The sequence below is a fragment of the Flavobacterium gelatinilyticum genome, from assembly GCF_027111295.1.
In the GTDB taxonomy this organism is placed as follows: domain Bacteria; phylum Bacteroidota; class Bacteroidia; order Flavobacteriales; family Flavobacteriaceae; genus Flavobacterium; species Flavobacterium gelatinilyticum.
Genome location: NZ_CP114287.1, coordinates 2,023,903 through 2,043,914, shown reverse-complemented (window position 1 = coordinate 2,043,914; position 20,012 = coordinate 2,023,903). Strand labels below are relative to the sequence as shown.

14 protein-coding genes are annotated in these 20,012 nt (G+C 33.7%); 3 read left to right on the top strand and 11 right to left on the bottom strand.

The annotated features are described in order from the left end of the window. The 9 genes from OZP11_RS08795 to OZP11_RS08755 form a co-directional block, all read right to left on the bottom strand. Positions 1 to 1,716, bottom strand: coding sequence for a hypothetical protein (locus OZP11_RS08795; protein WP_281234844.1), 1,716 nt, complete (start codon positions 1,714 to 1,716; stop codon positions 1 to 3). A gap of 99 nt (positions 1,717 to 1,815) precedes the next feature. Next, positions 1,816 to 2,745 (bottom strand): DNA adenine methylase, encoded by a 930-nt coding sequence (locus OZP11_RS08790; protein ID WP_281234843.1) that lies wholly within the window; start codon positions 2,743 to 2,745, stop codon positions 1,816 to 1,818. A 1-nt stretch (position 2,746) separates the two neighbouring features. Further along, on the bottom strand, positions 2,747 to 4,645 hold the full coding sequence (locus OZP11_RS08785; protein WP_281234842.1) for an SNF2-related protein: 1,899 nt from the start codon (positions 4,643 to 4,645) through the stop codon (positions 2,747 to 2,749). 3 nt (positions 4,646 to 4,648) lie between these two features. After that, complete coding sequence (locus OZP11_RS08780) at positions 4,649 to 6,511, bottom strand: hypothetical protein (RefSeq protein WP_281234841.1); 1,863 nt, start codon at positions 6,509 to 6,511, stop codon at positions 4,649 to 4,651. A gap of 693 nt (positions 6,512 to 7,204) precedes the next feature. Further along, positions 7,205 to 7,825, bottom strand: a complete 621-nt coding sequence (locus OZP11_RS08775; protein WP_281234840.1) for an HNH endonuclease family protein — start codon at positions 7,823 to 7,825, stop codon at positions 7,205 to 7,207. Beyond that, complete coding sequence (locus OZP11_RS08770; RefSeq protein ID WP_281234839.1) at positions 7,818 to 9,224, bottom strand: AAA family ATPase; 1,407 nt, start codon at positions 9,222 to 9,224, stop codon at positions 7,818 to 7,820. The genes OZP11_RS08775 and OZP11_RS08770 overlap by 8 nt, the downstream gene beginning before the upstream one ends. Before the next feature lie 410 nt (positions 9,225 to 9,634). Then, on the bottom strand, positions 9,635 to 11,620 hold the full coding sequence (gene mobC, locus OZP11_RS08765; RefSeq protein ID WP_281234838.1) for a conjugal transfer protein MobC: 1,986 nt from the start codon (positions 11,618 to 11,620) through the stop codon (positions 9,635 to 9,637). A 16-nt stretch (positions 11,621 to 11,636) separates the two neighbouring features. Continuing rightward, complete coding sequence (locus OZP11_RS08760; protein WP_281234837.1) at positions 11,637 to 12,902, bottom strand: relaxase/mobilization nuclease domain-containing protein; 1,266 nt, start codon at positions 12,900 to 12,902, stop codon at positions 11,637 to 11,639. Next, positions 12,887 to 13,303: a plasmid mobilization protein gene (locus tag OZP11_RS08755; RefSeq protein WP_281234836.1), complete on the bottom strand. Its 417-nt coding sequence runs from the start codon at positions 13,301 to 13,303 to the stop codon at positions 12,887 to 12,889. Before OZP11_RS08755 ends, OZP11_RS08760 begins: the two co-directional genes overlap by 16 nt. 269 nt (positions 13,304 to 13,572) lie before the next feature. Here OZP11_RS08755 and OZP11_RS08750 point away from each other — a divergent pair, with 269 nt between their 5' ends. From OZP11_RS08750 to OZP11_RS08740, 3 genes are all read left to right on the top strand, one after another. Next, positions 13,573 to 13,854: a hypothetical protein gene (locus tag OZP11_RS08750; protein WP_056253869.1), complete on the top strand. Its 282-nt coding sequence runs from the start codon at positions 13,573 to 13,575 to the stop codon at positions 13,852 to 13,854. Positions 13,855 to 14,071: 217 nt separating this feature from the next. After that, the gene (locus OZP11_RS08745; RefSeq protein ID WP_281234835.1) at positions 14,072 to 15,613 is read left to right on the top strand and encodes a MauE/DoxX family redox-associated membrane protein; all 1,542 of its coding nucleotides are present in this window, start codon (positions 14,072 to 14,074) and stop codon (positions 15,611 to 15,613) included. A gap of 63 nt (positions 15,614 to 15,676) precedes the next feature. Then, positions 15,677 to 15,946, top strand: a complete 270-nt coding sequence (locus OZP11_RS08740; RefSeq protein ID WP_056253877.1) for a DUF6520 family protein — start codon at positions 15,677 to 15,679, stop codon at positions 15,944 to 15,946. Between the two features lie 71 nt (positions 15,947 to 16,017). Here OZP11_RS08740 and OZP11_RS08735 read toward each other — a convergent pair whose 3' ends face one another. Beyond that, positions 16,018 to 18,630: a S9 family peptidase gene (locus tag OZP11_RS08735; protein ID WP_281234834.1), complete on the bottom strand. Its 2,613-nt coding sequence runs from the start codon at positions 18,628 to 18,630 to the stop codon at positions 16,018 to 16,020. Beyond that, positions 18,617 to 20,008, bottom strand: coding sequence for a RagB/SusD family nutrient uptake outer membrane protein (locus OZP11_RS08730; RefSeq protein WP_281234833.1), 1,392 nt, complete (start codon positions 20,006 to 20,008; stop codon positions 18,617 to 18,619). The genes OZP11_RS08735 and OZP11_RS08730 overlap by 14 nt, the downstream gene beginning before the upstream one ends. Between the last annotated feature and the right edge of the window lie 4 nt (positions 20,009 to 20,012).

Sequence of the window (20,012 nt, the reverse complement as noted above, 5' to 3'; positions counted from 1 at the left end):
TCATTTAGTAAGGAGTATGTTTACATTGTTAAACATTTCTCCTAGATTATCGTATGTCTGTTCACATGCCTGGGCATAATTATTGGTAATGGAATTTACCTTTATACCTAATCCCATCAATGCAGTATTTAACTTTGATTTGGAGTCACTTGTCTTGTGAGAATCTATTTGTCTAATATCGTTCAAAGCAAATAACTTTGTTAGAGTATCAAATTTTTCAATTTCTAAAACTCGTTCGACAATAATAGCTTTGTCCTCTATAGGATTTAGACCGCTTTCATTTACAGTTTTCAAGTATGCAAAAGCTAATTCTAGTAATTTAAGACTTCTATGTGATTTAGTTATTGAAACAGGGAAATCTAAGCTGTCAATTATCTTTCGTAAAGTTTTTTCTTTAAGGTTTTCACCTAAAATAATATATAATTTTTTGCAGCGTGAAATGAACTGTTCTTTTGAAAATCGTGTAAAATTAATGTGATGAGCAATAGGTTTATAGTCGGAAAAAATAAGATATCCCATATCATTAATGTAATTTTCATCAATTGTGACTATATCTGAGGCGGTTAAATCCATTCCGAGTAAATTATTGAATAAATCACTAAAATTGTTTCCAAAGATGAAGTATTGTTGAATTAGTCTTTCTGCTTTTAAAGTTATATTTTCACCCTCAATTATTTTAGATTTATCAATTGAATATTTATTCCAGAAATCTATAATCTCAAAACTTGTTCCTTCATAAAGCTTTTTTAATTCTATTTTAATTGCATTTTTTCCTATTCTTTCGGAACAATTAACAGCCCACTGATTAGCATAAGTTACAGTTCCTGATTTGAAGTTAATTTCGTAATCATCATCTGTTTCATATTTCGCTAATATTTCATCCAACACATATATATACTGATATGGCATCTCAAATCTAGCTCGTCTTTGTGTTACCAATCCCTCAATTCCTTCCCAGTAATGCCCTGCAATACTTTTATTATCATCAAAATTTCGAGGATTCTCATTGAATAATGCACGATAACCATTAATTTCTAAGTGAGCATAATTTTCTTTATGTTGAAATCGTTGTATTCTAATTTCAAATTGTTTAAATTCTTCTACGTAATAATCTTCGTTTCTTAGTAATAAGCTGATTTCATTTGTGATAAAGATTTCTCTCTTTAAGGTGAAAACTTGTAATGCTGTTTTCTTTCTAAGCGAGAGATAGTCTTTTAAGTAATCTACTTTTATTTTTACAAATGCTTCGGAATGCTTAAAATCATAATGAGATACTAATTTGTTTATTACTACGTCATAATTTGGTTTTTTCAGATCATCCCACATAATTTCTTTATCCAAAAGTCTTGGCGTTAGATAATAGGTACCTAAAAATCCTTGGTCAATACAAAAGGTGGTATGATTTCCGGAACACCAAGATACAACTAGTGGTTCAGCTTTGTTTAGTCCAGAAGATTTAGACAGATATAGCCAAAAAGAAGGTTTATAATCATAACCTTTTTCATAATTCACACTTGAACGATTAATGTAGGGATTTAAGTGTGATGATCTTATTTTATTAACCAAGCTATTTGAAATTATAGAAGTATTAACATCAATTGTTTCTTTTAGACCATTCTTTTCAATTGTTTTTAGTTCGGCAACCGTAATGTATTCTCCCTCAATTTGAATATCTAGAAAGTCAACAACTAACTTTTCTATAATCTGATTTTTCATTTAATATTTCAAAAATAATATTTTAAGATTCCCTAAATTTGAACTATAAGTATAAATATTTATGTTACTTCAGGTTTTCCTGTTTTGGCTTTTAGTTATCTATCTTTCAGGATTTACTTTACCTTGTTCTTTTTCTTTTTTTGTTAGTTCGATTGGCATTTTCCTTGTTTCTAATGCGTGTTTGTAATACTTATTCATCCAAACCACTTCAGTTCTGTTGTGTGAGTGGCCTTTAGAGTTTTTTGTATTGGTTTCAATAGTTTTTTTACTCCATCCATTTTTTTCAGATAAAATACTTTCATATAAATCATTTTCGTAGCCGCTAATAAAAATCATACATTTTGCGCTATTGGAAAGTTGTAATAATTCCTCATGAAAATTTTCATCATTTGCGTCTTTATTGTATCCATTTGTTCTATTGCCTAAATAAGGAGGATCTAAATAAACTAGTGTTGCAGGTCTATTAACGTATCTTTTCAAAAGTTTTATAGCATCTTTATTTTCTATTCGAACTTTTTTCAATCTAGTAACAACTAATTTAAGTCGTTCAGGTAAGTTATTCCACCTATTGACCCTAGCATCGTGTCCATTTCGTGCATATGAATCCGAATAAGAGAAACCTCCTTTTGCTTCGCCAAATAAACCATTAATAGCCATCATTGATTGAACTAAAAAGCGTCTGGCTCTTTCAATATTTGATAAACCATCGACAGGAATTCTAGCATTATTAAGTTCACTTTCGGCGTAAGGTGTTAATTCAATTGCGTTGCACAAATCACTGTGATTATTTCGTAACTGTTCGAAAAAATTGACGATTTCATTGTCAATATCATTAATTATTTCTATCGGTGCGGGCTCTTTTTTTAATGTTAGTGCCGCTGATCCGCAGAAAGCCTCTACCCAGCAATTATGGGGAGGTAGGTCAGAACATAATTGTAATGCTATTCTATTTTTTGAACCAAAGTATCCAAACGGCGCATTTATTTTATGTACCGACTTCACTTTTTTTATTTTTATTTCTTTCTCCATATTATTTTTTGCCTAAAAGTCTTTTATAAGCTTCTATATCATCTTCATCATTATCTTGATAGATATCTAGATCATAAATGTTATAATCTTGTTCGATAATATCATACATTTTTTCAGCTTTTGCTTCTAGATTTTTTTTTATGTCTTGATCTATTGAATTTTCATATTGTAAAAAATAATAGTTAGCTTCGTTAATTTCAGAACCTCCCACTCGATGAATACGATCTAAAGATTGAAGATATTGAGCTCCATTATAGGATAGATCGTAATAAACAGCATGAAAGCATGATTTATGTAAAGAAATTGATTCAGCACAGGCAGCGGGATTTGCTATTAAAATATTTAATCCGCTTTCCATATCTAAAAACTCATCCCTTATATCTTCGCGAGTTTTTTCCTCATTAACCAATATGATATCATCTTTTCGCACTGGCGTTTTTCCATAAATTAGTTCAGCTCTTTGCCCAATAGAGTTGAAATGGGATTTAATTAAATTTAATGTTCCTATAAAATTCGACCAAATTAGAACTTTCTCCCCTTTATTTCTAATTGTCATTACTAATTTTTCTAAAGCTTCTAATTTTCCAGAAATTTCATAGTCGTCATAATTTTTAATTTCTAATTTTAAATCAGAGTTTTCAATAAATTTTTCTGTATAATTATCAACTGCAGAGAGAAGTAATTTTGGGTAAGAGACAGCTTGTCTTAAACGCATCATACGCCCTTTCCAAAGTTTGTTTAAAATATCTTCGTTTCGAAAGTAGTCTGATCTATCTAACTCAAATATTTTAGCCTTTATTGATTCGTATATTTTTTTCTCTACCCTCTTCATGGGAACAATAATTGGCTCATGAAAAATTGCAGGAATAAGACCTAAATCTTTTTTTCTTACTCTATAGAAAAGAGGCCCAATATTATTTTCTAACAAGTTTTTTATATTTTCATTTTTTTTATTTTTTTCCCAAGTTCCGATTTGTATCTTATCATCTTGTGAGAGTGGTGAGTTTTCCTGCCACAAAAAGTCAAATAAGTTAAAGATGTCTTTATAACTTTTGGGAATAGGTGTACCAGTCAAAATTCCTTTGTAAGCAGCTTTCTTGCCAATTTCTAACAGTGAATTTGCCCATGAACCTCCAAGTTGCTTAATGTAATGTGCCTCATCGATTATTAGAAATGCTTTTAAATTAATCTGAGAAAAAAAAGTAATTATATCTTTAGAATCATTTAGAGCAGTATGAAAAGTGCTCAGGTATAATTCATGAGCATTTTCTTGTGATCTATAGTATTCACTTTTTCTAAAAGATTGATTTCCTCCTGATAAAATAGTAAAAGAAGGTTTTCTGCCAAGTGTTTCATTAAATTCATGTTGCCACGGCTGAAAACATGAAGGGGGGCCAACTATAAATAAAAGATTACATTTACCTTCTAATCTCAGTTTTTCATATACAGACAAAATTGTTGAGGTTTTACCACTGCCAGGGACTGAAAAATTAGCTCCATTTTTTAACGTATAAAAATGAAAAGCGGACTTTAATTGATGAGGTTTTAGTTTTCGTGGTAAAGTTTCTGAAAATGCTTTGAACTCATCAAAAGAATTATCCAAGACAGCTTCCTCTTTTATTTTTTTTGCTAGTAAAATTACGGTATCTAATTCACGTTTTTCTTCAATATTTTTACTTACTATATAATTAACATTTTCTGAAAGATCATATAAAATATTTTCTTGGTCAAAATATTCTATGATTTTCAATATGTCAGCTTCAGTACTATTCGATTCCTTATTCCAAATATTTTGAGATTGTAAATATCCATAATAATTTAACTGAGAGATTTGGTATTTTTTTAAATCTTCAGTATTGTCTATCAGTATTATTTTATTAATATCTAAATCTATCTTCAATTTTTATTTTTTTGTTTTTCCCAGACTCTTATACTTATATCTTGCATGATCAACTTCCTTGTAGATATCGTCTGCTTTTTCAACTATTTTTTTTATGAGCTCAAGTGCTTTTTCGTAATAAGTTGTGCCCATATTATCAATTTTTAGATTATCATGCTGTAGTTTTTTTAAAGCGTCTTCTAATAACTCTAAAGGCTTATCTCTTTCTTCTTGATTATGTATATGACGATAAGCTTGTATTAAATTGCCTAATATTTGTTCTCGATTGTCAGCGCCCCATTTTTCGTCAATATCCCTATCGGATAATTTAATACCATCTTTATCATTCTTCAACTCTTCTGGAATATCTTCAGGTACATTTTTTATATCTAAGATAAGTTTTTTTGCCTCTTCATTTCCTAGATATTTAGGCAGTTTCCTTACAAAGTCGTGAACTTTTCCAATGTCAGTGCCTTTAACACTTAAACTCCTTTTACGTATTATTTTAAAAACCGCATTCTCAATATTTCCAACCTCATTTTCCTTAATTTTTAAATCATTCATTTTTGACTTGTTTTGAAGCGTTCCTGAAACAAAACCGCTATAATCAATAAACGCTTGCCATCTCCCTTCTTTATCATTTGCGCCTTCAGAAATTGTGTTATACATCCCGATTCGATCAAAAGTAGCAAGATATCTATCGGCACACTCTAATGGGAGCAAATATTTTTTTTTAAAATCAGCAACGACTTTATTAAATTCTCTAGGCCCCATATCATGATAATTCGGATCATCTTTTAATTGAGCTTCCAATGTAAATCCTTTTTTTTCATTTGCGCGAATTGTTAAAGCCCTATTTAAACCTTGGTATTCTGATTTGCCTTCACTTTGTAATTGTAATCTGTTTTCTAGCTTCTGAATATCTAATTCTGTAGATCCATCATCTAAAATAACAACTCTCATCATTTGAAATCTTGGATCTTGATTTCTTTCTATGAAAAGTTCCTCCAAAGCCATTTTTCGTCTGTTTCCATTTATTAGAAATCCATCACAAGTAATAATAGCAGGTTCTCTTTGTCCTTTTTGAATTAAAGATCTTTTTAATTCATCATTCTTTTCAGGGTCATTCTTTATTAGAAAATTTTTAAGTAAAGATTGAGTTGAATCATCAGCTTCTTCTAGAATTATGTCATTTGTTTTTTCATAACTTTCTACATCAGCTTTAATTCTTCCATTCTCTTTTCTAAATTTTAGAAATTTTACATCAATAGTTACAATATCCCGTACTGTTTTATCTTGTAGTTCATTTTTGAAATCGATAACAGTTTTTTCAGGTTGACTTCCGGTTTTTTTGTTATTAGAAATTAACGTTTTCAAAGTATTATTAACCTTTCGGGCTCCATCTATAAATGGTTTGTCGTTTAGGGATGAATAATTATGAATAATTTGTGAACCTATTTGTGTTCCAATATTTTGCGTTCCAGCTTGATTATTAAATTGACTACCAGAACCATTTGTGTTAATTTGCTCCATATATTTATCAATTGCTTGTTTTACAATATTATCAGATATTGAATAATCACCTCTTTCATGTTCGAATTTAAATTTTTTTAATTTTTCAGTAGGATATTCATGAACATTATTAGTTTTTTTATGATGATTACTGCACAATAAAATTAAATTGTCAAAGCTTCTTCTGTATTCATCATTTGAATCATGGTTATATCTTTCTCCTCCCACTTCTGCAGCTTCAATATGACAAATTTCGCCTATAACAGTTCCAAATTTATCTACAATAACATTTTTACAGCTAGGATATGCACATTCATTTTTAGAGACTGCAAATAGTCTTTTTATAACTGTTGGTTTTAGCGGTAATCGTGACATAGTACTATTGTTTAATTTAACACATTTAAACTTTACTTCACTAGAAAATGGATTCTGATATATTGTTTACTTATCTAGTTTGTTCAATTGTTTTTTAGATTACATCAATTAACCTTTGTCTAAAAAGGGCTTATTATGGCAATTATTATTATTGTATTCCGAATTTTAATACGTTTATCGAAAGAGTATATAAAACAAAATAACTTCAAAAAAATGGTATAAATAAAGAAATAATAATTACATTTTTCTAGAATTGTATTGATAGCAAAGAGTTAAATTGTTTCTATATTAACATTATCTCTTTTACCTCCTTAAATAAAGGAATAATATGATTCTCTGTTCAAACAATTTGTATCTTTATATTTGACCTAAATGGAACATTATTCTATAAATATTAATGATTTGGACATTTGCCATAATACGATGATTTTATACCACTTTGATCTAGCATGTTTTTGCTTCTGCTACAAATTTTCTTACGTTATATTTATACGTAAGATGAATTCTGCAACTTTTGTAATATTTATGTTCTTTACTTCTTTTAGAATAAATCCAAAAAATCCAATTTACATTTTTGCATATATCCTCCATTTTTTACAGTTTTTAATAATACTTGAAAGCTAATATAGCTTAAACTTTGAATTACTAATTATACTAATTTTTTACATATCAATCAAGTTATTCATTGTAAATTTATTTTCTAAATTTAAAGATGTCGGCTATTCTATTTTGGATTTGTATTCTTTTCGTGTATCGTTCGAGTTTTTTTTCAAACATTACTTGTTTAGCACGTGCGAGTGTATGAGCTTCTGAATCTAAACCAAATAAGCGTATTGATTTAATTCCTTCCGGAGAACTGGAAGATATTAAAATTTTAAATTTTCCATTTGACCATTTATAATGCAATCCGGGATCGTCAAAGTAAGGATGTACTATTTTAAATGTGCATTTACTGTAATTGGCTAAATCAACATTAAGCATAATGTCTTCTTGCCCTTTTTTGGATGAGCTGTTGCAAAATTGGCAAGCTATTGCAAGATTCTCTTTTGTGAAAACAAATTCAACGTAAGCAGGCCTTTTTAATCCTCCCTTATTTGCAATGTGCTCGACTTCGGCTCTACCAGCTTCATTTACCTTTAACCCACAGTAACAGCAGTTGTTGTTCTGAATAATCAATAACTGTCTGTGTATTTCCTGTTTTATAGCTGAAACTCTTCCATCATTCCATATTCCAGCAGGAAATGGAATTAAACCATCAATCACAGCTTGATCACCGGCAGTTAACATATATGTTGATGTTAATTGTTTAATCATTTTCGTTTATATAGGCTGTTGCTTCTTCGATGACTGCATGTAATGGGTCATTTTCACTTATGCTTAAAGATTTAATCGATTTGAGTAGTTTTTTGATTTTATCTAAATCGTCTGACTTATCAGAAATCAGTCCTAATAGATCTATTAGATCAGATTCTATAAAATGGTTTCGAACTGTTTTTACATTAAAGACAGTATATAATATTTCTTCGGCTGACCACCCATAAGTTGGTTCTTCTATTCTTTCTGATTTTATTAGTCCTTTTTTATTTCTTAACATAATTACTGACGATTGCTGAGGTGGCAAATCGGTGACAAGAAAATGGGAATGTGATGCTATAATAATATGGCAACCTTTAAAGTTAGAGAATATTTTGTTTATTAAATCAATATATTGGGATTGCCATAGAGGATGTAGACTTATTTCAGGCTCATCTATGAGTACAAGACTATTATCCTGTACAACAGGAATTAGAGCAATTAGAGTTGAAAGTATATTGGCTTCTCCCGAGCTTGCATCGTTAAAGTTAAATTCCGAACCTCCTTTTTTGTATACTTTAATCTGAATATTTCTAATTATATCAAGTTGTTTTAATATAGTAATGAGTTTATAAGACTGGACATTATCTATATACTTTGAGTTATCAATTAAAATTCGGTTTATATTTTTTGCTGAAAAATTGATTACCAGTTCTCCTTTACCTTTGCGATAAGAATTTAAGAAATCGCATATTTCCTCCATTTTATCACCAATTATTTCCATAGTTCTACCAGGACCATAGGTGCGGAATCTAAAATTATCATTTAACTCATTAACATATGTAAAAAGATAGTCTGGTGTAATTTCAGCATACGCTGTATTAAAGATTCTTGATGTAACTTTATAATCAAGTTTTATGACTGGTTCATAGTCTAGATAGTCAAAAATGTGCCTGTAGTTTCTTGAAACATCTAGTTCAGAATAGCTTTCAAAAAGAATGTCTAATGCTCTGTTCATTAAAGATTTGTTGGAAAAACTGTTGGCCTTGCTTCTTGTTCCTAAATAATTATATTTGAAATCCTTAAAATATGTAGTGCCTAAAGAATATTTTGACGGTCTAAAACTTTCGTCGATAGGAAATTTATCTGAACCGCTATTGGTTAAAGCAATTATTTTTTGAGGAATTCTGTTGTATTCGAAAACTAAATCAAGTGAAGATTTTGAATTTGATGTTTTGCTTTTCTCAAGAAAAAAACGTGCTATTTTGCTAAGAACCCGGCTTTTTCCCGTACCATTATTTCCCACAATCAGTGAAATATAATTAGCATCACCTTTATGCTCAGTATTAACAAAACGTATTTCATTAGTTGTAAAATCTTTTTCCTCAAAACGCGCACTATATAGTCTAAAATGAGTCATTTTTATGCATTTATGGCAAATTTATTCGCCTGGTAAAACCTTTTTTATAACTCTATAAAAGTTCATTGTAGTTTTAATATTTGCTAATATATAAATAATTTTACTACAAATTAATATAACATTCAATCAAAAAAATAGTTGAGGCTTGGAGATTTTTAAACCTGTTCAGAATTTGTTTTAACAAAAAGGTAGTAAATGATAAACTAAAATTTTGTAACATAAGAATTTAATGCATTTTTTAGATTATTTCCAAATTCTAAGCGTATCTAATCTGTGATGTTTGCTCATTACAAGTCTACTTCTTTAGCTTCCTGATTGATTTCAAAAGAATGTTTAAAATCTTTATAATACATTAACTAATTTAAAAACTCGCTGAAGGTCAATCAAACAATGCAAGTGTAAAAATATTATTATTTTTTTAAAATAACTAAATGAGATAGTGCAGGATCATGCAAAAGACGCTCCATTTCTGAATTTACAATTTCGGATATATCTTCTTTTATCTGAAGAAAATTGCGTTCAATCATTGTGTTGTTTATAATACGCACCGTGCTGATTCCCTGATATGTGTCTTCTTCTTTTTTAAGCTTCTCGTGATCATTGATTATTTCCGAATGGAATGTTTTGAGTTCTATTTTACAGTCGGGATTATCGGCAGTTATGCCTACAAATTCACCAGAACTCAAACAGGAAATTTTAGAAGCAGGCATGGCAGCTTCCAACTGTTTTGATTTGCTGATTGAGGTGTCCGAGCTGTTTATGGAAATACTCTCGCGGTCCTGCATTATTTTTCCAAATCGTTCGGAGAGCTGTTTAGCCGTATCTCCGCTGACCTGTCCTGAGACAATATTTCCAACTATGTTAACAATTACATCCGCCTGTTCGCGGCCGTAATCTTTGCGCAGCTGGCTGAAGTCCTGAATCCCCAAACAGGTGCTTACTTTATTGCTTCGGGCTGTAGCTATAAGACTGTCCATATTATTGAGATAGATAGTTGGGAATTCATCAAATATGAGACTGCTTTTAATCCTGTCTTTCTGGTTTACCTGCTTGATGAGCCTGCTGACATAAAGCGAAAGTACTGCACCATAGGTCTGGATTTTAAGCGGGTTGTTTCCCATGCATACGATCTTAGGATCTTCAGGATTATTAATGTCAAGTGTGAAGTCATTTCCAGAGAGCACATAATAAAGCTGTGCACTGGAAAGCCTTGCCATTGATATCTTAGCTGAGGCTATCTGGCCCTCCAGCTGCTCCATGACATTCTGAAGGTAGGCACTGACAAATGGATCTATTAGAATCTCTATTTCTTTTTCAGTTCTCAGCAGCGTAAAAAGGCTGTTATATTCAACCTGCATGAGTTCAATTACATGAGGCAGGGTGCAGAATTCGCCGTTATTGTATTTACGCAGATACCATATTACAGCAGTAAGAAAATTGATAGGAGATTCAACGAAAAAGTCTCCCTGCTTTTTTATCCATTCACGGTTTAATCCCAGAAGAATAGTGCGTGCTGATTCAGCCGCATCTGTAATGTCGTCCATTGATTTTGGGTCAAGGGGATTGCATCTGTGCGTACGGCTCAGGTCATCAAAGTTAATTACATAGAATTTCGGTTCAACCTTATATAAATGCCTGTTCTCAAGCCAGGTGTTATATGCTATTATGCTGAGGTCATCAAACTTAAAATCATATACAAACATTGAGAAACCTTTGCGTATGTGCTGGGTTATGATATGACGGATCACGAAATAGGATTTTCCTGAGCCCGGGGTTCCTGAAACCAAGATGCCTCGAAAAGGGTTTATGATATTGATCCAGCTTTTTCGGACTTTGTTTTTTAATCTATATAGTGCCGGAAGGTTAATGGAATATTCATTTTCAAGGAGCCTTTCTTCCTGCGGGAATGTTTCATTTTCAATGTTGAAAATGTCCTTGTTGCTGAGATTTCTTCTTATGATTCTCGACAAGAGTGTTCCGCCAGTAAGCAGTAGCAAATATCCCAAGACAGTACAGAATATATAAAGTGCTATTTTTTTTTCAGGAGGAGCAGGGATGATTAGAAAAAAATAACTCAAAAAATAAGCCAGGAGTCCTAAAGGAATATAATAGAAGGCAGTTTTGAAGTCCAGTTTTTCGTTTTTTCTGCCCTTTGCACCAAGCAGGGAAATGCATAAAAATCCCAAAGAAAACAGCTTGGATAAATGGAAATAATCAAAAAGCCCGGTGCGAAAAATATTTCCCAGCAGTTTATCCCCAAAACTGCCTCCAAGTCCCCATATTTTAAATACATTATATCCATAATAATAGAAATGAAGACCTAACAATATTATGCTGATAAGCCTTGTCATATCTAAAATTTTTCTAAGCGCCTGTTCATTTTCACCTGTCTGCATAGTCTTAGTTTTTTAGTTAGTAATCTGAATGTCCTTTTCCTTTTTTTCGTTTCTTTTTTCTTTTCAGCTGAGGGGGAACAAAATCAGTTGAAAACTCGGGCTGGAGCACCGAATCAATTATCTTATGCAGCTCGGCAGCAGAAATAAAAGCGGAATGTTGCTGTTTATTTTTTAATTCATCGTGATCTAGTATTTTACCGGCGGCAGTTCCAGTGCTGAAGCTTTTAAGACCACAGCGTTCTTCAATGCCGGAAGATGAGTAAGACTTTCCTAAAGAGCTTCCGTTAAAAACACACTTTGTTTTATGGTCTATGTAGGTCAGACCGTAAAGAATCTCCTGTTCATTTCTTCGTTCAGCAGTCTTGATTCCATCTTTTATCAGAATTCTGTCAAGGTCTGAAATTGACTTTATACTATTCTGTAGAAAGGCGAGATCAACCGCATTTTTTACTCTCTTTAGATGGGGATTCCGTCCTCCCTTGTTTGATGCAAATTTTATTTCGAGATTTTTAAGGGTGGGTTTAATGTAAAAGCTGCTGGCTTTTAAGGGAACGCCTGCAGGCTGTTTTTTGTCGTTTAGGATCTGGTAAGCGAGACCTTTATGGAAAAACATTCTTGAATCTTTATTTCCCTGCACGGCGGTAACATTATAGAGATTCAGGACTGCATTTAATTCTCCTAGGGTTGTAAATTTATAATTAGGAATTACTGCGTTTAATACAGCTGCAATTGCTTTTTTAGTTTCAACTGTTCCATACTTTATAACATTGCTTTTTGCAGGTTTTATATTTAGTATTTTTTCCTTTTGTCTGCCCTGTGCAGGAACCAGGTTGAATGCCTTTTCAATTTCCTTACGGGCTGTTTCAGATTGGTTCCTGCCTATGTTCTGCATGTCAATTCTCTTTCCGTCTGACTTCACTTTTACAGATACTATATGTATGTGCGGATGTCCTGCATCATAATGCTGATAGACCAGATATGGCTGCGATCCGAACCCAATTTTAGCCATATAGGAATGTGCAATTTCCATAAGTTTTTGTTCTGACAGATTATTTTCTGAGGAATCAAAATTGAGCGATATGTGGACGCTTCCGCGCTGTACATTTGCATTTAATTCGAGCTGTTTTAAAAGAAGTTTCAGCCTTGAATCTTTGTGAAGTTCAGAGGCTACTGCAGGATAATTTCCTTCTCCTATAAGTTCCGCTTTTCCTGCTTCGATTTTATTTTCATTATAATTGAAAATGCTTCTGACTGATGATCCCGTGTTTATGACTGCAACCATTTTTCAGAAAGATTTCGAATAGTCATTCTAATGTCTTCAATAGAATTAAACAGCATTTTTTTATCTGTTTCAAAACCCAGAATCCACATTTTGAAATCAGAAATCTGCGAAAGCGAGTGCAGTTTTTTCACTGCCTGATTAAAGTTGTTTCCAATGGGATTCAGTTCTGTTCTGAGCTTTGTTAATTCAGATATCAGCTCATCAAGAGATTGGTTTCTGTATTTTAAAACAACAGGTTTACGCAGCAGATTTTTTCGGGCAAAATCACTCAGTTTTGGGCAGAGAGAGTCTGCAAAATATTTCTGAAGGATCTTATATTCATGCTCATTCAGCCTTAGATGAAGCCATCTGTTTCTGTTTTTTTTCTCGTCTTTCATCATTTTTTCCTTTTCATTCGACATTACAAATCTTCCAGTTTTCACTGCCAGCGAGTTCCGAGCAGAGAGGCAGCAAGATATCGGTTGTGATACAACCGGACATCTTGCAGATTGCAGCAAGGCGTGGCAATCTTACTGAGTCTATGTAAAAACTCAGACTTCCTTCAAATATTCAGACGAATTTATGCAGGAAAATCGAATGCATCCTATCATAGGTAAATTTTGCTTATGATGCTTTAGTTAGTCATTGCTAACTTTAGACTTTGATTTATTAATTTAAAAAAGCTGAAATTATGAGTACAAAGAATTATGCAGCCAAGGTGTTCGATACTGTATTGAGCATCCCTGGCATGAGTGAGCCAGTGAAGATTGATCTAAAAATTTCACGCAAAAATGTACTGCTGTTATGCCACTTTATCGACAGGGGAGTGTTGCTTGAAAAAGATGAAGGAAGTCTTATGGGTAGCATAGCAGAGGAGGAACTACTCGAACTGAAAAATGTTTCACAAGAATGTCTTCAGAAGGCTGGACTTGTGGAACTCAATCAAAAGCTTTTGACTTTTATAGGAGATTGAAATTCTTAAGTAAAGAGAAGCTTTAAAATTGAAAATGCTTTACGAATTTTTAATCTGTAAAGCATTTTTTATTGCATTCTATCCGAAAGTAAATTGGTATGGTTTTGATACTTTTTGGTTTGTTTTTGATGTTTTTTCTTTCAATTTACGGTTTTAATTTTGTGTATGCTTTTTAAGAATGTTTTTTTAGCTTATAAAATAATTAATATTCAATATTATGAACATTCGTCCTCATATAAGAAATCTTATTATTGAAATCATCTGTCTTCTATTTGTACTGTTATTCGTTTATGCAGCAACAAGTAAACTAATGGATTTTCAAAAGTTCAAAATTGAGTTGGGTCAATCTCCCCTTTTGAGTGCGTTTGCAGAATGGTTTGCTGTTCTTGTTCCCACAGTTGAATTTATTATATGTACGTTGTTAATTATACCAAAGTTTAGGATTATTGGGCTGATTTCTGCTTATGGATTAATGGTAATGTTTACGGCTTATATTTTTATTATTTTAAATTATACATCGTTTGTTCCCTGTTCCTGCGGAGGAGTTTTGGAAAAACTAGACTGGAAATCACACATGATTTTTAATCTGGTATTTGTTTTTCTAGGTTTTTTAGGAATTCTGCTTTACAATCGAAGTATTAAAATGAACAGTTCTTTAATGAAAAATAAAAGCTTGGTAGTCATTTTATCTACCGTAACAATTGGTGGTCTTGGGATAGTATCGACATTGTTTATGCTTTCTGAAAATATTGTACATTATCATAATAGACTTATCAGACGGTTTCCCCAGCATCCGATACTAAAGACAATTGATCTGGATCTTAAAATGAATTCGTATTACATTGCCGGACTAGACAATTCTCATATTTACTTAGGAAATTATTCAGCTCAACTATCAATGATGGTTTTGGATTCCAAGCTGGTACAGACCAAGGAAAAGATGATAGATATAGATCGAAAAGACATTCCTTTCAGAGGTGTGAAAATTTTGGTGCAGACTCCATACTTTTTTGTAGTGGATGGAACAGTACCATGTATTTTCAGAGGCCAGGTGTACGATTGGAAAGCCAGGATGATTCATCAAGGAGGAGAATATTTTGGAAATGCCCTAGCAATTGATTCTAGTAAAATAGCTGTTAGTACCACTAGTAAATTAAACGGTGATACAGTCTTGGGACTTATAGAAATGGGGGAAACGAACAAAACCATTTTAAATCCTGACATACTGCAAAAACAGGTGGACGGAGTCTTTGATACTGACGGCCAGCTGGCATACAGTTCCCATATGAAAAATATCATTTATCTGTATACTTATCGTAATGAGTTTACGCTGGCGAATACTGAATTAAAAATCAACTACAGAGGAAATACGCTTGATACTATTTCAAAGGCACAATTGCAAATTGCAAAGGATAAAAAACGCCATCAGAGAACTTTTGCAGCACCTCCATTGTATGTCAATAAAAGTAGTGCGGTTTATAATAATCTGCTGTTTGTAAATTCAGCTATCCCAGGAAAATATGAAGATGATCGGGTGTGGAAATCGGCCAGCATAATTGATATTTATGATCTTGAAAAAAGAAGTTATGTTTTAAGCTTTTATGTTTATAATATCAATGGAAAAAAAATGAAAAGTTTTGCGGTACAAAATGACAAATTGTATGTACTGCTGGGTGATTATATTATCCAGTATCATTTGGACTCTCAAATCACTTCCAACTATAATAATTCAGTTACAAACAATCTATTGGCCAAATAGCAGGAAATTGATCGAAAACCTGTAAAAAAGAGTAGATCATTAACCCTATTAATTACTATTATTATGAAAACAAATGTTTTTAAAATCGTTTTGCCAATGGCAGTGGTTGCACTGGGATTGGCTGGTGCTGCCAGCACAAATATGATGGCAAAAAATAAAGCGGCTTTTGCCGTTCAAGGCTACAGACAAGTCGCGACACCAGATAAATGCGCTATTGATCAGCAGTGTTCTAATAACGGAAATTACGATTGTCTGGCGAGTGATAATTCTACCCAATTATTTGAAAAAATAGGTAATAATTGTGATGTGCCGCTTAAGAGAAACACTCCTTAAGTAAATTATTTTAACTGATGCCGCCACCTAGATTTTACGTGGCGGCATTTTATTTACAGTGAAGGAAATTCTTATCGATTTGCATTCATCCAATCCTTACGGTCTCCATTTTTCAAATAATAGTCGAACCATTCCAAAATCCGGTTGGTCAGATCTTTCCGATTCTGCTTTTGATCTAACTGATGACCTTCGCCGGGATACACCAGTAAGGTATGTTCTTTATTTAACCTTCGCAGAGCCAAATAAAATTCCATACTTTGAAAAGAATGAATGTGTCTGTCGTTTTCCCCTGTCCAACCCAGTAAAGGTGTTTTTACATTTTGTGCCAATAAAACAGGTGAGTTTTTCAAGTAACTTTCAGTATCTTCGTACAGTGATTTTCCAATCCGAAGCTGGTCTTTCTCAGCGCGGTAGAAATCGGGTCTTTTAGAAGTCCCACTCACATACAAATAACAGCTAACTAGATCAGTCCAGGCAGCACCAGAAACTGCGGCCGCAAAGCGATCTGTCTGGGTGATAATGAGATCGGTTTCATAGCCTCCGAACGAATGTCCCATAAGCCCAACCTTGGCGGGATCAACCATGCCCATCGTCACTACTTTATCAACAGCAGAAAGCACACTTTGCGTAACGGATTGAGCTAAATTTCCAAATTTATACTGAATATCTGGATACAGTATAAAATAGCCTTTCGCTGCGATATGATTAATGTTAAAACCATCAGGGGAGAATTCGGAAGGGTTTTCATAATCATTCAAATAGGCAAACTGTCGCTCGTAAATGTGCACTAGCAAAGGATACTTCATCCCTGCCTTGTAATCGGCAGGATAAAATAAAATTCCTTTTGTTTTAACTCCATTCACGTCATATTCGATGGGCTGGTTTTTACTCCAATAAAAATGCTTCTGCTGGACATTACTTTGTAGAATTTCCTTTTCTTTTCCGTCAAACAGCATTAGGCGTGGTGGCGACTCAAAGTTCTGCTCTAAATAAAGGTAAATATCTTTGTTTTGCGCTTTAATAAGTTGATTTATTTTTTTGTTTTTCCAGACAATCTGCGACAGTCCTGTTTTAGCATTCCATCTGAATAGTCCTGAATTCCCGGTGTCCTTATTTACTGCTTCTATTATAAAACCTTTTTCCAAATCTAGGAAACATTTTTTCGACTCTGTGTCACTGCCGTACATTGGATCGGAACTGAATTCCCTTAACCTGAATGTTATGTTCGTCTCTCTTTCCTTTGTGAGTCTTTTTGCAGTCTGCCCGTCCAACGGCATCAGCCACAAATCAAATCTGTCGTAGAGAATAACGCTTCCATTTTTAGTCCAGCCGCCAATGCCGTAGGGCTGCTTTTCGTCAGGTATATTATTGTCTTCCCTAAAAAAAGATTCGGAAATCTGATGCGTAAGATTAGTATGAGATTCTTTCTGAATATCGTATACCCACCAGTGACCATCCTTCACGTAACACAAGTATTTCCCATCGGGCGATCCTGCGGGCTTCTTTTCGGAGGTATATTGTTTTACAATACATTTTTTCACCCCAGATTCAAGATCAAGTATGTATAAATCATAAGGACCAAAAAGATTATTTTGGGGCTCATAAGCTGTTCGATCATAAATAAAGGCATGGCGGTAATCGGAACTTAAAAAACCTTGTGTCAGTTCTTTGTCCTGAATGGGCAGAACTACGTTTTGTTCCACCGACCAGCTTGCCATTTTATCATAATATCGGATGTCTCCATAAGATTTCTTGTAATCAAATAAAACCCTGTCATTTGCATTCCAAATTTGAACGGCATTGGGATCAATCTGGGTTTTATCACCGCCTTTGTTTTTTAGCCAAAAAATCAGGCGCGTACCATCTTTGGAAAGTATCAGACTGCTTGCCTGATTATCAGAAATAGTCATATCCGACGGAAAGCCTTTAGCGGTCGTAGGATCTAAAGCGTAAAGTTTTTTTAGTTTTATGTCGTAAGTATAAAGTAGCATGTGTTCAGCCTCATTTTTAATGAAAGCCACATGATTTTCTTTCCATGCCAGACTTATAAAAGGCGATTTACTTGCCTGTAAGATTGTTTTTTTTACAATTTTTCCTTTTAATTGAAATACCCCAATGCTACAGTTATCTGCGGATTTAGTACTGTATAAAATACCGTTTCCGGCAGGATCAAAATGCCAGTTTGTTACTTCCATTATACTATCCTTTAAGTTGCCAGAATCATCAATAATTTCAAGATTGTATTTGCCATCGGAACGCTTTAAAATAAGCACTGTGAATCGGTGGTCAGCTGAAAATCCCAATGCTTGACCATGAGGAATTTTTCTCAGCAAGCCTGAGCGCAGGTTTTGCAGTATTAATGTATCACCGGTAATACAGCCAAATTCAAGCTCGGCATTGAATCGACCATCCCTTCCCAGCGGAAAAGCATACCTTTTGCCTGTAGTATTGTGCTGTACAAACAACGTGTCTTTCCTAGAAGGATATTGCAATAGATATTCACTCCAATTGCCATACTCTGACAAGTTTCGAGGTATCAGGTTACTCCACAACTTATAATCTTCAGGAGTTAACAGTCGCTTTTGGTTAGCCTGTCCCAATGAAGAAGGACAGGTTACTAACCAAAACATGAAACAGGTAAACCTGATAAAAAGACTTTTATTTGACAATCTAATATCCTTCATTTTGCGGAGAGAGATTTGGGTTTAATAGTAGCTCTGATTCGGGTAATGGCAGGAATTGATTACTGCTTTTCCATTGCAGTTTCTGCGGAGTTAAGGTTTTATCCAGTAATCCTGCTCTTTTAAGATCGAAAAATCGATGGCCGAATTCTGTAAAAAATTCAAGTTGTCTCTCTTTTAGCACTGCATCAATAATCTGAGGTGCACTAATGGCGGTCGTATTTTGAAGTCCTGCCAAATTACGTGTTTTGTTTAGGTCTTCCTTAGCGCCGATAAGGTCTCCGGCCTGTGCACGCGCCTCAGCCCTAATAAGATATTGTTCAGCCATTCGCAATACTATGGAGTATTCCATTGAAGTGCTGGTATTGGTGGCAAGCTTGTATTTGTAGGCATGATACCAAATGTTTGTTCCATCAGTTATACTCTTAATCCAATGTGTTTTACGCAGATCATTACTGCTAAAATTGCTGTATAATGTAGTGCTGATCGCCATTACTGGGGGAGGAACTTGTGAAAAATTGAAAACATTCCCCTCGTAGGTATTAGTTCCATCGGTAGCAGGCATTAATTGCCAAATGGTGGAGAGACTTTCTTTTACAAATAAAGAATCGATCGAAGATGGCCATACGTACAGATCGGTCTGGTTCAATACAGCAGAAGCGGCGTTGGAAGCCTCTTGCCACTGTCTGAGATATAAGTAAACTCTTGCTAGAAGAGCTTGTGCTGCTCCTTTGTTTGGTCTTATCCTGTTACTTCCGTTATAGGCTGGCGGCAAAAAATCAATCGCTTTTTGTAAATCATTTTTAAGATTTTCATAAACCTGCGTTTCTGGCATTCTTTTCACAGAACCGTTAGCCCTGTAGTCAGTTGTACTGATATATGGAATTGGACCAAAAGTATTGACCAGATAAAAATGTATCAGGGCACGTACAAAAAGCGCTTCACCAATAAGCTGCTGTTTATCAATTGCCTCTAGAGTTTTGGATAAAGCGACACCTTCCAAAACAGCGTTTGCGGCATAAATCTGACTATAGCTGCTGTTCCACCACTCCGAAATTTCCGAATCTGACGCCAGAATTGAATTATTGTAAAAATTTGCCTGTCCGGTTCCTGATTGACCATAATAGGTTAGCTCATCAGTATACAAACCAAATTGGCTTCCAGTGCCAGTGCTTTTGCCTGTAAGAAGACCGTTTTCCCTGATTTTGGAATAAATATCGATCATGGCTGCATTGGCGGTCTCTTTAGTTTCAAATACAGCTCTGGCGGTAAGCTGTGAAGACGGCAGTTCTACTTCAGTAAAATTGTCACAGGCATATACCAGTTCCAAAAAAATAACGAACAGTAGAAATATGTTTATTTTATATTGAGGTATTTTCATGATA